Source organism: Sutcliffiella cohnii (assembly GCF_002250055.1).
Lineage (GTDB): Bacteria > Bacillota > Bacilli > Bacillales > Bacillaceae_I > Sutcliffiella > Sutcliffiella cohnii.
The window spans coordinates 2485482-2499923 of the sequence record NZ_CP018866.1; the positions used below are offsets into that span (position 1 = coordinate 2485482).

Here is a 14442-nt window from a genome sequence, read left to right on the forward strand (position 1 = left end):
AATTAAGATACCCTTTTCCTTAAATCACTTCGCAAAAAAATACTAGTTGTGTTTATTTAATACTGTTACTAGGTAGCTATTATCACTACATTCAGTTAGTTTTCCAGTAAATTTTCCCCACATAAATAGGTAGTACATATGACTACCTATTTATGAACCAACATCTTCGTTATTATTTTGTACTAAAACTGTACGAGGTTTACTTCCTTCATAAGGACCAACTACGCCACGAGCTTCCATTGCGTCTATAAGTCTAGCAGCTCTCGTATATCCAACTCTAAATCGGCGCTGTAGCATCGACACAGAGGCAGTTTGCATTTCCAGTACTAATTGTACCGCTTCATCGTATAACTCATCTTCCACTTCTGCTACTTCTTCTGTAACATCTTGCGGTATCATTTCTTCTTGATATTGAGCTTTTTGTTGCGCAATAACAAAGTCCACAATTCTCTCCACTTCCTCATCGGAAAGAAAAGCACCTTGAACACGAACAGGTTTCGATGCACCAACTGGTAAAAATAACATATCTCCTCTACCTAGTAATTTTTCTGCACCACCCATATCTAATATTGTTCTAGAATCCGTTTGAGAAGATACACTAAACGCAATACGTGAAGGAATGTTTGCTTTAATAACACCCGTTATAACATCTACAGATGGACGTTGTGTTGCAATAATTAAATGAATCCCTGCAGCACGTGCCATTTGGGCTAATCTTGTAATACAATCTTCTACTTCATTTGATGCTACCATCATTAAATCAGCTAACTCATCGACGATCACAACAATATATGGTAGTTGTGGCTGAACCGCTTCACCGTCTTGGTTATGTCTACGTATATATTCATTATACCCTTCAATATTTCTTGTACCAGTATGTGAAAATAACTCGTACCTTCGTTCCATTTCACTTACTACTTTTTTTAATGCTTGCGATGCTTTCTTAGGGTTCGTAACAACTGGAGCTAATAAATGTGGGACTCCATTATATACATTTAACTCTACCATTTTGGGATCAATCATCATCATTTTTACTTCATGAGGTTTTGCCCTCATTAAAATGCTAGTAATAATTCCATTAATACAAACGCTCTTCCCGCTACCTGTCGCACCTGCAACGAGTAAATGTGGCATTTTATTTAATTCAGCTACTACAGATTCTCCAGAGATGTCACGCCCTAAACCAATTAACAACTTAGAGTCAGGTCTATCAGCAAGTTTCACATCTAACACTTCACGTAAGCTAACCATCGCCACCTCATTGTTTGGCACTTCAATACCAATCGCTGATTTTCCAGGGATTGGCGCTTCAATTCGAATGTCTTTCGCAGCGAGCGCTAATGCTAAATCATCACTTAAATTAACTATTTTACTAACTTTAACACCGACGTCTGGATATACTTCATATTTAGTTACTGCTGGTCCTAAATGAACTTTTGTTACTTTTGCCTTCACACCAAAACTGGCAAAGGTTTTTTCTAATTTTCTTGCATTTGCATAAATATTTTCGTGTTCTGTCGTCTGATGGTTAGTTATCGGTTTATTAAGCAGATCAAGTGAAGGAAGTTCATAATCTTTATTTTCTAATTCTGTAAAAGCCATATTGTTTGGAATTACTTCTTGAACCCCTTCTTCTACTTCTTCCTGATGTACTTTAGCATTCTTTTCCGCAACTTCATTTACCCCTTCTTGCTGCGAATTGTCAGTAAAGGAAGAAATAATAGGTGGAGTAACTTCCTCCTCCATAGTAGTCGCTGCAGTAACCTCTACCACTTCTTCAGTGCTACCCTTTTCTTTCTTGTCTTTTTTGATTTCTTTTTCTTTTTTCTCTTTCTTTTGTTGTTTACTTTGTGACCTCCAGTTTTTCATATCTTGAATAAACGCAGTCCATTGTTTTTTCAAGAAAGAAAATAAAACGGTTGTAATTTTAATTACCGTATCATTTAACGATTTACCAGTAACTAAAATAATGCCAATAATGATAAAAATCATGGCAATCCATTTTGCACCTTTTGCATCAAATAATAAATGAAAAGCAGAGAATAACACCGCCCCAATCATACCACCACCTAAATCAGTAGTACTCGATTCACCGTTTACTTCATACCAAAACAGTTCCCATGTATTAGCAATAACAGATGGATTAGCGAATGTACCTCCACCCGATAACATTTGAAATAGTGCTACGTGGCTTAATAGTAAAACAGATAAAATAATTATGTATGTACCAACTAATTGACGTGTAAAAAATGGAGGTAAGTCTCGCTTCCAAATAATATATCCTGATAGGAGTAACATCGCTAATAGCAAAATCATATACCATTCACCACTAAAAAAGCGAAGGAATAATACAGTTGCTTGTCCTACAATTCCAAGCTTTGCAATAGAAATAAACGTTAACGCTAACAGAAGTAATCCTATTACTTCAAACGAGACCGTTTTTTTCCATTCATCCCGGTTTTGTTTTTTTCTTCTTCTTTTTCTCTTTGACATTTTTTCTCACCATAACTTGCATAAATTTAGTACAGAAAACGCGGTACTATTATCGACAATTATATCACAATTAAGAACTATTGCGTTTTAGTTTTCGTGATTAAGTAATATATCCCACTTGACTAACAAAAGAAAAAGCTGGTTAGGAAAGTTGCCATAACTTCATAACCAGCTTTTCCTTTATTCAAAAGTAATATTAATAACCGTACCAGGAGAATATTGCTCGTCTAAGTAGTGTGCAGGATCGGTACTTAAATTTCTAACAATTTGAAAAGAATTATTTTCCGTTTGTTGCACCATAAAAGAAATTCCATTATAGCTTACTACTCTCTGCTTACTATAATCGTCACTTGCTGTAGGGAAAATCGTCTCTTGTGGCATCATCGTATAAAGAATCATTGTAACATCTGTCCTTCCTGACCTTCATTTCGTGTTTCAATTAATTCATTTAATTTTCTAATAGCCTCTCCAACACCACCCGTTTGATCAATAAGACCATATTTAACTGCATCTGCTCCAACTACGTTCGTTCCAATATCTCTCGTTAAATTACCTTTAGAAAGCATCAGTTCTTTAAATTTCTCCTCCGTAATGTTAGAGTTCTTCGTTACAAAATTAATAACCCTTTCTTGCATCTTATCTAAGTATTCAAATGTTTGAGGAACTCCTATTACTAAACCTGTTAAACGAACGGGGTGAATCGTCATCGTTGCTGATTCCGCTATAATGGAATAATCACAACTTACAGCAATTGGTACACCAATCGAATGCCCTCCACCTAAAACGAGTGACACTGTTGGCTTAGATAAGGAAGCTAACATTTCAGAAATAGCTAATCCTGCTTCCACATCTCCTCCTACTGTATTTAATATGACTAGCAGTCCCTCGATTTTTGGATTTTGCTCAATTGCAACTATTTGAGGAATAACATGTTCATATTTTGTCGTCTTATTTTGTGGTGGAAGCTGTACATGACCTTCTATTTGACCAACAATCGTTAAACAATGAATTTTAGAGTCCTGTGGTAATTGCGGTATATTTGTTTGGCCTAATTGCTGAATTTTATTTACTAATGAGTCTTTCGTTGATTCTTGCTTGGATGGTTCTCCCTCTTGCCCAGAAGATGTGTATGTATGTTCATTTGACATAAAATCTACTCCTTTTATATATTTACAACTATAACAAACTCCCTTATAGTATTCGCGACAAGATATATTTCATTCTTCTTTTAAGAAAAGTAAAGAGCCATTCTTTATAGGGTTTCTATAAAGAATGGCTCACGTATTGTTAAACTTCCATAATAATAGGTAAAATCATCGGTCTTCTTCTCGTTTTCTCAAAGAAATATTGGTTTAACGATTCTCTGATACTTAACTTTAATGTAGACCATTCAATTACTTTACCTTTAATATTTTCATCCATTATTTTCTTTACAAGTTCACTTGCATCTTCTAACAATTTTTCTGATTCTCTTACGTATACAAACCCTCGTGAGATAATTTCAGGACCTGAAACAATCAACTTTTTCTCTTTACTAATCGTAACAACAACGATTAAAATTCCATCTTGTGAAAGAAGTCTTCTATCTCTTAACACAATATTACCTATATCTCCAACACCTAAACCATCAATTAAAGTATTCCCTGCAGGTACTTTACCACCATGTTTCGCTTCTCCATTTATGAATTCAATAACATCGCCTTTTTCTGTTAAGAAAATGGAGTCGGCAGTAAGGCCAGTACTTTCAGCAACCTTTGCTAATGCCATTTGCATTTTGTACTCTCCTTGAATAGGTAATAAATATTTAGGTTTAACGAGATTAATCATTAATTTCAACTCTTCTTGTGAAGCATGTCCAGATACATGTATTTTTCGTTGCCCATAGATTACGTTCGCACCAGCACGGAATAATTTATCAATTACTTTTGATACATTTAATTCCATCCCCGGAATCGGAGAGGTTGCAATTAGGACTGTGTCGTCCTCTTTAATTTGAACATATTTATGTGTACCTTTTGCCATTTTTGTTAAGGACACTAACATTTGAGCATGTGTACCTACTGTTAAAACTACTATTTTATTATCATCATATTTAGATATTTCACTTGCTGGAATTACAAGGTCGTCTGGAATTTGTAAGTAATTTAATTTTTTTGCAATTTCTAAAATTTTATTTGAATTCGAACTAATAATGACGAGCTTACGACCAGTTTCCTCTGCAGCATTGACGACTTGTTGTATTCTTTGGATATTTGTAGCTAAACAACTAACGAATATTCTAGTCGTAGTATGATAAAATACGTCAGAAATTTCTCTTTGAACAACGCTTTCTGAAATGGTATTGCCTGGTTTTTCTGCATTTAAGCTGTCACTTAGTAAACACAAGACTCCTTCATTACCAATATTCGCAATTTTTCCAATATCTGTATTATTTCCACCTGTTAAAGATTGGTCAAATTTAAAGTCGCCTGTATAAACGATTGCTCCCTGTTCGGTTTTAAACGAAATCCCAACAGAGTCAGGAATACTATGATTCGCAGAGAAAAATTGAACGGTTACATTTGGAAAAGATAGAACTGTATTACTTGTCACTTCTACAAATTTAAATTCATTATAATTACTCTCTTTTTGCGTTAGATCTTTTGCTAATTCTAAAGTTAATTTCGTACCGTAAACAGGTGCTTGAACTTTTCTTAGTACGAACGGAAGTGCCCCAATATGATCTTCATGTCCATGTGTTAAAAAGATACCACGTACTTTATCAACATTATCTTCTAAATAAGTAATATCCGGCATTACCATATCGATACCAAACATACCATCCTCTGGTATCATAACCCCACAATCAACAACATAAATATGCTCCCCAACTTCTAGCACATACATGTTTTTACCAACTTCTCCTACCCCACCAAGGGAGAATAATTTAATTTTCTCTTTCTTTGTTGCATCCAATGTCTTTTCCTCCTACATATATAATGAATAGGCAAACTTGATGCCTTTTTTCTCTTTTTACAAAAAAATAAATAACGAAAAGCATTAAAATATGTAAATATTTTAATAAGTAGTAAAAAATATTAATTTGTTTTCATTTACACTTTCCCACTATAAAACGAAAAATAGCAAAATATGTATAATCATAGTCAGCCACAATAGTCCGTTGTACTGCTTATAGAGAAAAGCTGACCTAGCTACAACTTAAAACAAAAAATTTTATTTTAATAATCCGCACGAGTCATTTAGAAATATTATATCGCATGAAAGAAATGGAATACAAGTTATTTAAATTTTAATTCACTATACTTGAGTAAGAATACAATAAAAAGTAAAAAGGATATTATGAGGATATTTGAGGTTATTAAAGAAAAAAAGGTCAGATTTAAAAACTTAAATCTGGCCTTTCTCGTTTATCTGGAAACTATAAAATTGGAAATTTGTGAATTACTAGTCTAGCTCCGGCAGTTTTGTTCTTTATATTTCTTCCTATAAACTTGAAATTAAACTATTAATATTTTTTCGTTCTTCTTCAGTTAACGGTACAAGTGGAAGTCTTACTCCACCTACATCTAATCCTTTGAACTGTAAAGCCGTTTTAACAGGTGTCGGGCTTGGGGCACTAAATAAACCATTCATTATTGGTAAAAGCTTTTGGTGTAGCAATGCAGCTTGCTTCCAATCACCATTTTCAAAAAGATCAATCATTTGTTGCATTTCGTTACCAATTACGTGAGAGGCAACAGATACTATTCCTGTTCCCCCGATAGAAAGGACAGGTAGTGTTAAACCGTCATCTCCACTATATAGAACAAAATCTTCTGAAGTATTGGCAATAATTTCGGTCATTTGACTTAAATCTCCGCTTGCCTCTTTTACGGCAACAACGTTACGTATTTCTGATAATTTAATGACTGTTTCAGCAGTCATGTTAGCAGCAGTTCTCCCTGGTACATTATAAAGCATGACTGGTAGGCTTGTTTCTTCCACAATCGCTTTAAAATGTTGGTAAAACCCTTCTTGATTTGGTTTGTTGTAGTAAGGAGTAACAAGCATAATAGCATCAACACCAGTAGCTTCTGCTTTTTTTGTAAAATCGATTGTTTCTCTTGTGTTATTACTACCTGTACCCGCAATAACTGGTACCTTACCGTTTGCAACTTCCACTACATGACGAAAAAGGGCAATTTTTTCTTCTTTCGTTAATGTAGGTGATTCTCCAGTTGTTCCAGCAATAACGAGAGAGTCTGAGCCGTTGTCAATTAAATAGTTTACTAATTGCGTTGTTTTTGCGAAATCAATATTCCCTTTATTATCAAACGGTGTAACCATTGCTGTAGAAACTTTTCCAAAATTAATCATGCCAGCTTATCTCTCCTTCTTTCTTTGAATCATATACAAATGCACTATTTATATGTGCTAGACCGAATGCATCGTGCAATGCCTTTACTGCTTTTTCCATATCCTCTTGTTTCACTAATACCCATATCGTTGTATGGCTATCAGCAGATTGAAGTATTTGGATCCCTAGTTCCGATAGTGTGGTTACTATTTTAGATGTAACTCCAGGCACCCCGGTCATACCGGCCCCAACAACTGCAACTTTTGCGCAATGTTTTGTCACCTTCGGATTATACCCTAATTCGTTTAAAACAGCTATTGCCTTTTCACTCATTTGGTCTGCAATAGTATAGATCACATTTGTAGGTGATATGTTAAAAAAGTCTATACTTATTTGCTCATTAGCCATTGCTCGAAATACTTCAGACTGTAAATTATATTGTCCTTCTTTTGCCGTTACTTTTATTTGAGTGACATCTGAAACGTGAGCGATTCCTGTAATTAATCGTTCTGTAACATGTTGATCACTTATTTTATCTAATGACGTTACTAACGTTCCAGGGGTGTCAGAATACGTTGACTTAACCCGTAAAGGTATTCTCGCTTGCATCGCAATTTCAACTGCACGAGGGTGTACAACCTTCGCTCCTTGGTAGGCCATATTACAGATTTCTGTGTATGACACGACATTTAGCGGTTTAGCGTTTTCCACGATATTAGGGTCTGCAGTCATTACACCTTCAACATCTGAAAAAATGTCTATCCATTCAGCTCTTAATGCGGCACCGAGCGCAGCTGCAGATGTGTCACTACCACCACGACCAATCGTCGTAATATCTCCTGTTCTAGATTCACCTTGAAAGCCTGCTACCACCACTACATCATGATGACGCAACACTTCTAACAAGTGATCACACTTCATATCGATAATTTTTGCATTCGTATGTTCATTATTTGTTCGAAAACCTGCTTGAGGACCATTTAATGCTGTAGCCTTAATACCATTGCTATTCAACATACTGCTAAAGACAATCGATGAAATAACTTCACCACATGAAAGCAGCATATCTAACTCTCTTTTTGATACGTTACTTTTACTTTCCTCTAATAAGCTTAATAACGTATCCGTTGCATAAGGTTCTCCCTTTCTTCCCATGGCAGAAACAACTACTACAACTTTATAACCTTGTTGAACACTTTTATGAATATGATGGAATGCGTGATCCCTCGACATTTCGTTTCGGACTGATGTACCACCAAATTTTTGAACTACTATTTTCATTGTATGACACCTCATTGTTGGATTCCAAGAAAACCTTGGGAGCTTTAAACTTTCACTTTTCGTTATAGAAGAGGAATAACGACGTGTTTCGTTCAAGAGGATGTCGATACATTCGTTAGAAAAAGAGGCAAAAATATGCCTCTCTTAAACTATTTAACAATTCCTAACTTAGTAAGGGTTTCTGCAATTTGAACTGAGTTCCAAGCAGCACCTTTTAATAAATTATCTGAAACAATCCATAGGTGGAAACCTTTTTTATTATCTAGATCTTGGCGTATACGCCCAACAAAGACATCATTCAAACCGACACTATGTGCTGGCATCGGATATAATTGTTCTTCCGGTTTATCTTGTAATGTAATACCAGGAGCTTCTTCCAGTAAATTTCGAATATCTTGAACAGTCACGTTTTCATCCTCTACTTCAATATATACAGATTCAGAGTGTCCTGTGACTACTGGCAATCGAACGCAAGTTGCAGCTACTGATAGGTTTGGCATATGCATTATTTTTTTCGTTTCATTTATCATTTTCATTTCCTCAAAAGTAAACCCGTTATCTTCGAATTTGTCAATTTGAGGAATGGCGTTAAATGCAATTTGGTAATGTTTTTCGTCTCCTTTCACCGGTAAAACAGAAGGAGTAAAATCATCCCCATTTAAAATTGCTTGTGTTTGAGTGTGCAGTTCATCAATAGCAGCAGCCCCAGCTCCAGATACCGCTTGGTAAGTTGAAACGATTACTTTTGATAACCCATATTTTTTTCTAATAGGCTCAAGTGTAACTACCATTTGAATTGTAGAGCAATTTGGATTTGCAATTATTCCTTTTTGATTGAATAAATCTTGCTCGTTCACTTCTGGGACAACTAAAGGAACTTCAGGATCCATTCGAAAAGCACTAGTATTATCTACTACAATCGCCCCTCTTTTTGCAGCTTCTGGAGCTAGTAGTTTGGACACACTACCACCAGCACTAAATAATGCTATGTCAACACCATTAAAACTATCTGGCTCTGCCTTTTGGACTGTATATTCATTATCTTTAAATATCACTTTTGTACCTGCAGAACGTTCCGACGATAATAGTGTTAATTCTTTAATTGGGAAATCTCTTTCTTCAAGTGTTTTCAACATTTGTTGGCCTACAGCACCTGTCGCACCAACTAAAGCAATATTAAAACCTTTCATCCGTCTAACCCCTCTCAAAATAAATAGTGCTACTTAATCATCTATTTTAGCATAGTAATTAAATAAAGAGAGAAGAAATTTTTTTCTCCTCTCTATTTTTTATCTTATGGGAATATTTTCACATCGGAATGTTTGTTGTTACATCTAGTTCAGGTGCTTTTGTTATTAATTTAGGTCATCCAAATATTTTTCTACAATTACTGGCTGAATTTGTTTATTATTAATGGCTTCTACAACTGTAGGAACTAACATGTTCATCCGTGCTACCATAGAATTAGGCTTTTTCTCCGGTGCATCTTGACCGAACGGAATAAAATAAATATTTTTAGTAGACATAAGTCTCATTAAATTTATTCCATTTAGACCTAATGCATCATTAGTAGAAATTCCTAATACGACAGGATGATGATTTCTTAAAGTTGCTTTTGCTGCCATTAACACAGGGGAATCCGTTAATGCGTTTGCAAGCTTACTCATTGAATTTCCCGTTAGAGGGGCGACTACCATACAATCTAATGGAATTTTTGGCCCAAGAGGTTCCGCTTTTACAATGGAGTCTATCGCTTTATTTCCTGTTATTTCTTCAATTTTTTGAATCCATTCTTGCCCTTCACCGAATCTAGTATTTGTATTTTGAACGGTAAATGAAACAACAGGTATAACGTCTGCTCCTTCATTGACTAATTTTTCAATTTCAGGAACTACTGCATCGTACGTACAATGTGACCCTGTTAAACCAAAACCAATTCTTTTTCCTTTTAATTGCATCATTCATTCCCCTTTCTATCTTCCAAGCTTTCTCCTAATAGCTGACTTAACACATTTGCAATAATTTGACCTGCCGTTTTCGGAGCAACTATTCCTGGTAGCCCGGGAGCTAAAAGAGCTTTAATACCTCTTTTTTCTGCATAACGAAAATCCGTACCACCGGGCTTTGATGCAAGATCAATAATTAGCGTGTGGGCTGGCATTTTAGAGATTACATTTGCGGACAAGATAGGATGAGGAATTGTATTAATACAAACATCAATATCTGTCACATTGTTTTTAAGTTCTGACAAGTGAAAGGGAGTGAGCCCCATATCAAATATTCTTGCAATATGCTCCGTTCTTCTTGCACCTACACGTACTTTTGCACCTAGAGCTGCAAACGTTCTAGCTACAGTCATTCCAACTCTACCGAGACCGAGCACAGCAATGTTAGCATTATGAATAGTAATATCGGTATGTTGAATGACCATCATAATTGTTCCTTCCACAGTAGGAATTGCATTGTAAATAGCGACGTCGTCTCGTTCAAATAACTTCACTAACTTTCGGTTAGTTGACGAAACAATGGAGTCTAAATAACTATTAGATATCCCCGAGTAAACAACACAATGTTCTGGTGTTTTCTTTAAAATATCTTCCGTCAATAAAATTTTTTCATTTGAAAAAATTGTTTCCACTTGACCTTGTAAATTTGTTCCCGAAACAGGGATGACAATAGAATCTACCGTTGAAAAATCTACTTCATCCATTTGTTCCTTTGAAGCTCCGGTAAATCCGTGATCTAATTGATCAAAACCTATTAAAGAAAGTTTTGCATCTAATTCAATAAGCTTTCGAATCACCTCAAGCTGCCTTGCATCACCGCCAATGACAGCTATGTGCAAACCGGTCAGCATACATGTCACCTTCTTCTATATCTTTCTAACAACGCCGTTAATAATTACTTACTTCGATATCCTATGTAGCTAATAATCAAGATGTGATAAGTACACAGAGATGAAATTCATACCAGTTAAGTCTATTTTTATATTAAGCACTATCCGTCCTTTAAGAACTGACTAACATGTAACAGACCATTCCCGTTTGAAGGTAGAGATTTCCCCTAAAAATAACTACAAAAAAAGCCAGCCTTAGGCTGACTTTACTTTTGGCATGCTAATATTACGGTGCACTATTCGAACTTTTTTTCTTCCTCTTCTGGAATATCAATAATAATCATATCCGTTCCAATTTTTTTTATATGCTTCCAAGGAACTTTTATTTCGGCTCCTTCCTTCTTTAAACCGAACCATTTTAAAGAAGGAATAATTAAAGATTTTATTTCACCTGTTGTTTCGTTTATTTCTAAATCTGTATGACCTAATACACCTAGTCTTTCCGCTCTCTTTACATCAACAATTTCTTTTCCACCCAATTCACTTAATCTCATCACTCTAACCTCCTTACTATATATATAAAGAATTGTCCAAAAAAAATGCCTGCTAGTTAAACTAATAGCAGACATTTTTTATTTAAATTATAAAGGTTAATTTTTCGTTGTCGCGTCTTGATTCTTTGGAAATCGGGCTCACGACATCAGCCAGTCATCGCGGGTGGTACAAATGAGAGTCTTCCTATTGTACTTGGACTTTCATTGTCGGGCCAGGTCGAGCCGCCTCCGCTTTTCTTTCTGTCTAGCTCCGGCGCATTGACCCTAGCAAACTTCCTGTTCCGTCCGTACGATAAGTCAACATCGGCTCTCTACGTTCGCCGTGTTTCCTTTATCTCCTACCGAAACAGTCCAGTTTGTACGGGTCAAGGCGATGCGCCTCCGCTTTTCTTTCTGTCTAGCTCCGGCGGCTTGGCCCTCGAGGTCATAAGCTAGTCACTTCCGGTGGGCAAAAAGCGCCCACCTGCAGCGCCTATCTTATGCTTGTCGGGCCAGGTCGAGCCGCCTCCGCTTTTCTTATTTTATATACCTTTTGGAAGTTCTCCATCTGGACTTATAAGTGCAAGAGAATATTGATCATTAAAAATCCGATGTGTTAGTTCATTAACAGACTTATCGGTAATACTGTTTATCTTTTCTAAAATATCATCTAGAGAACGATGATTTTTTAATAATAATTCATTTTTACCATTACGACTCATTCTACTATTCGTGCTTTCTAAGCTTAACATTAAACTTCCTTTTATTTGTTCTTTACTATTTTTTAATTCTTTTTCTGTAATTCCTTCTTGCTTCAACTTATTTATCGTCAATTGTACAGTTTCAAAAAGTAAGTCAAGCTGTGCAGCTCCAGTTCCTCCATAGATTGTTAGCATCCCATTATCTTGAAAAGAGGAATGATAGGAGTAGATTGAATAGGCTAATCCCCGTTCTTCCCTTACCTCTTGGAATAAACGACTACTCATACTACCACCAAGAACATTATTCATCACAATTAAATTATAAACATCTTCATCACCAACAGGAAGACCATTGTACCCGATACAAAGATGGGCTTGTTCTGTAGTCTTTTTTCTTGCTAATTTTCCAGTTTCAAATACTGGTTTTTGAATAGATGGTTTTGTATAACCCGTTTCATAACTACCAAACAATTCTTCCACTTCTTTTATAAACGACTCTTCTATGTTACCAGCAATAGATATAACGACATTATCAGGCGTATACGTTTCTTTCATATAGTTACGTAACGTTTCTCCATTAAAGGCCGATAACGTAGTTTCTGTTCCTAAAATCGGGTATCCTAAAGGATGGTTCCCATAAGAAGCTTTACTTAATAAATCATGGACAATATCGTCTGGTGCGTCTTCGTACATTTTTATTTCTTCGTAAACAACATTTTTTTCCTTGCCAAGCTCTTCTTCATCGAAAATAGAGTGGAAAAACATATCTGCTAAAACATTGAGTGCATAATTAGAATGCTCATCCATTACTTTTGCGTAATAACATGTATATTCCTTAGAAGTAAACGCATTAACTTGACCACCAATAGAATCAAAACTTTCCGCGATTTCTCGGGCAGTTTTTGTTTTTGTTCCTTTAAAGAACATATGCTCTAGGAAATGAGAAACACCGTTATTTTCTCCATTTTCATTTCTAGAACCTGTACCAATCCATATCCCAATCGCAACAGATCTAACTGTTGGGATATTTTCTAGTACAACTCTTACACCATTTTTACAAGTATGTTTTGTTACCAAAAGAAATCCTCCTATTCCCTACCTAATAAGATTGATGAATATTAACGTTAATCCATCCTTTCTTCACTTAATAGGCTACTTATCGTTCCAATATGTAAGTCTTTTTCTTTGATAGAAACAATTAATGTTTCTAACGATTTAGATGTGGGATCTGTAGGGTGCATTAATATAATGGCCCCTGGATGAACTTTTCCCATTACTCTATCCACAATAACATTTGGCTCCGGTCTTTGCCAGTCTATCGTATCGACACTCCACATTATTGTACCCATATTATATTGTTTTGCAATTTCTACTACCTCTTGACGGAAACTACCACTAGGTGGAGCAAACCATTTTACTTTCACACCTGTAGTTGCTTCAATTACGCTATTCGTTTTTAATAATTGATCTCTTACGGCATTGGCACCTAATGTTTTCATATTAGGATGACTATAAGAATGATTCCCTACCTCATGACCAGCATCGACAATCATTTTTGCTATTGAAGGATTCTCCTTTACCCATCTACCTTCTAAAAAGAATGTAGCCTTAATTTCATGCTTTTTTAACGTTTCAAGCATATCGGGAATATATTCATTTCCCCATGCAACATTGACGATAAATGAAACCATTTTTTTATCTTCATGCCCTTTATATATCGGTGATGCCGATAAATCCTTTAAATGGATTTGTGGGGACAGTTGTTTAAATACAAGTTTTTTTTCATCGAACACACCGCTTTTTTTCATCTTTTCATACGATGCTTTAATATCAACTGTTCTACCGTTGTACCCTGGAACCGCTTTCCATACTTTATCTATTCTTGCATCTTGAGGGGGAATCTCATATGCTGATGCTTTTTCTTCAATTTCCAGCATTAATGAATCTTTAATCCCAGCAACTTCTTGAGCAACAATAGATGTAGAAATAGAATTATTAAAATATGGTGTCGTTTGGTAGGAAATGATTGCTATAAGACAAAAAACAAAAGTAGAAAATCGTCTGTTCACCTTGTATCCCCCTATGTTTATTAATCAATATTGATCAATAAGAATGTGTAGAAATATATTTACTATTATATTCCACCATTTATATATATTTTATGTATGGGAGGTACAAGTAGAACATTAGTACCGTTATGACTGTAAATTATATGGACAAACGCGGAAGCACTCGTTTAAGTCAAAAGCGAAGTTTGAGTTG

Annotated in this window: 12 protein-coding genes; all 12 read right to left on the bottom strand. The window is 35.5% G+C overall.

Annotated elements, in window-relative coordinates; genetic code table 11:
* Nucleotides 1-150: 150 nt before the first annotated feature.
* The 12 genes from BC6307_RS12345 to BC6307_RS12400 all read right to left on the bottom strand — a co-directional run bounded on the left by BC6307_RS12345 (nucleotide 151) and on the right by BC6307_RS12400 (nucleotide 14168).
* Nucleotides 151-2493 (bottom strand): DNA translocase FtsK, encoded by a 2343-nt coding sequence (locus BC6307_RS12345; protein ID WP_066419620.1) that lies wholly within the window; start codon nucleotides 2491-2493, stop codon nucleotides 151-153.
* A 180-nt stretch (nucleotides 2494-2673) separates the two neighbouring features.
* The gene (locus BC6307_RS12350; protein ID WP_066419618.1) at nucleotides 2674-2892 is read right to left on the bottom strand and encodes a YlzJ-like family protein; all 219 of its coding nucleotides are present in this window, start codon (nucleotides 2890-2892) and stop codon (nucleotides 2674-2676) included.
* A complete protein-coding gene (locus BC6307_RS12355; RefSeq protein ID WP_066419616.1) occupies nucleotides 2889-3641 on the bottom strand; it encodes a ClpP family protease in 753 nt (250 codons plus the stop codon). Before BC6307_RS12355 ends, BC6307_RS12350 begins: the two co-directional genes overlap by 4 nt.
* 139 nt (nucleotides 3642-3780) lie before the next feature.
* On the bottom strand, nucleotides 3781-5448 hold the full coding sequence (locus tag BC6307_RS12360; protein WP_066419611.1) for a ribonuclease J: 1668 nt from the start codon (nucleotides 5446-5448) through the stop codon (nucleotides 3781-3783).
* 528 nt (nucleotides 5449-5976) lie between these two features.
* On the bottom strand, nucleotides 5977-6849 hold the full coding sequence (dapA, locus tag BC6307_RS12365) for a 4-hydroxy-tetrahydrodipicolinate synthase (RefSeq protein WP_066419607.1): 873 nt from the start codon (nucleotides 6847-6849) through the stop codon (nucleotides 5977-5979).
* Nucleotides 6842-8110, bottom strand: a complete 1269-nt coding sequence (gene dapG, locus BC6307_RS12370; protein ID WP_066419604.1) for an aspartate kinase — start codon at nucleotides 8108-8110, stop codon at nucleotides 6842-6844. The genes dapA and dapG overlap by 8 nt, the downstream gene beginning before the upstream one ends.
* Before the next feature lie 149 nt (nucleotides 8111-8259).
* Nucleotides 8260-9300 (bottom strand): aspartate-semialdehyde dehydrogenase, encoded by a 1041-nt coding sequence (asd, locus tag BC6307_RS12375; protein WP_066419602.1) that lies wholly within the window; start codon nucleotides 9298-9300, stop codon nucleotides 8260-8262.
* A 165-nt stretch (nucleotides 9301-9465) separates the two neighbouring features.
* Complete coding sequence (locus BC6307_RS12380; RefSeq protein ID WP_094366127.1) at nucleotides 9466-10068, bottom strand: dipicolinate synthase subunit B; 603 nt, start codon at nucleotides 10066-10068, stop codon at nucleotides 9466-9468.
* On the bottom strand, nucleotides 10068-10967 hold the full coding sequence (dpaA, locus tag BC6307_RS12385) for a dipicolinic acid synthetase subunit A (RefSeq protein WP_066419598.1): 900 nt from the start codon (nucleotides 10965-10967) through the stop codon (nucleotides 10068-10070). The genes BC6307_RS12380 and dpaA overlap by 1 nt, the downstream gene beginning before the upstream one ends.
* Before the next feature lie 275 nt (nucleotides 10968-11242).
* Nucleotides 11243-11500: a YlmC/YmxH family sporulation protein gene (locus BC6307_RS12390; protein ID WP_066419597.1), complete on the bottom strand. Its 258-nt coding sequence runs from the start codon at nucleotides 11498-11500 to the stop codon at nucleotides 11243-11245.
* Nucleotides 11501-12021: 521 nt separating this feature from the next.
* A complete protein-coding gene (locus BC6307_RS12395; RefSeq protein WP_066413253.1) occupies nucleotides 12022-13257 on the bottom strand; it encodes a M16 family metallopeptidase in 1236 nt (411 codons plus the stop codon).
* Between the two features lie 47 nt (nucleotides 13258-13304).
* Nucleotides 13305-14168 carry a polysaccharide deacetylase family protein gene (locus tag BC6307_RS12400; protein WP_235858081.1) on the bottom strand — a complete coding sequence of 288 codons (864 nt, stop codon included), beginning with the start codon at nucleotides 14166-14168 and terminating at the stop codon, nucleotides 13305-13307.
* Nucleotides 14169-14442: the final 274 nt, after the last annotated feature.

Excerpts from the sequence above, each read along its gene's own strand:
- BC6307_RS12345 (WP_066419620.1), bottom strand. The coding sequence starts at position 2,493 with ATGTCAAAGAGAAAAAGAAGAAGAAAAAAACAAAACCGGGATGAATGG.
- BC6307_RS12350 (WP_066419618.1), bottom strand. The coding sequence starts at position 2,892 with ATGATTCTTTATACGATGATGCCACAAGAGACGATTTTCCCTACAGCA.
- BC6307_RS12355 (WP_066419616.1), bottom strand. The coding sequence starts at position 3,641 with ATGTCAAATGAACATACATACACATCTTCTGGGCAAGAGGGAGAACCA.
- dapA (WP_066419607.1), bottom strand. The coding sequence starts at position 6,849 with ATGATTAATTTTGGAAAAGTTTCTACAGCAATGGTTACACCGTTTGAT.
- dapG (WP_066419604.1), bottom strand. The coding sequence starts at position 8,110 with ATGAAAATAGTAGTTCAAAAATTTGGTGGTACATCAGTCCGAAACGAA.
- asd (WP_066419602.1), bottom strand. The coding sequence starts at position 9,300 with ATGAAAGGTTTTAATATTGCTTTAGTTGGTGCGACAGGTGCTGTAGGC.
- BC6307_RS12380 (WP_094366127.1), bottom strand. The coding sequence starts at position 10,068 with ATGCAATTAAAAGGAAAAAGAATTGGTTTTGGTTTAACAGGGTCACAT.
- dpaA (WP_066419598.1), bottom strand. The coding sequence starts at position 10,967 with ATGCTGACCGGTTTGCACATAGCTGTCATTGGCGGTGATGCAAGGCAG.
- BC6307_RS12390 (WP_066419597.1), bottom strand. The coding sequence starts at position 11,500 with ATGAGATTAAGTGAATTGGGTGGAAAAGAAATTGTTGATGTAAAGAGA.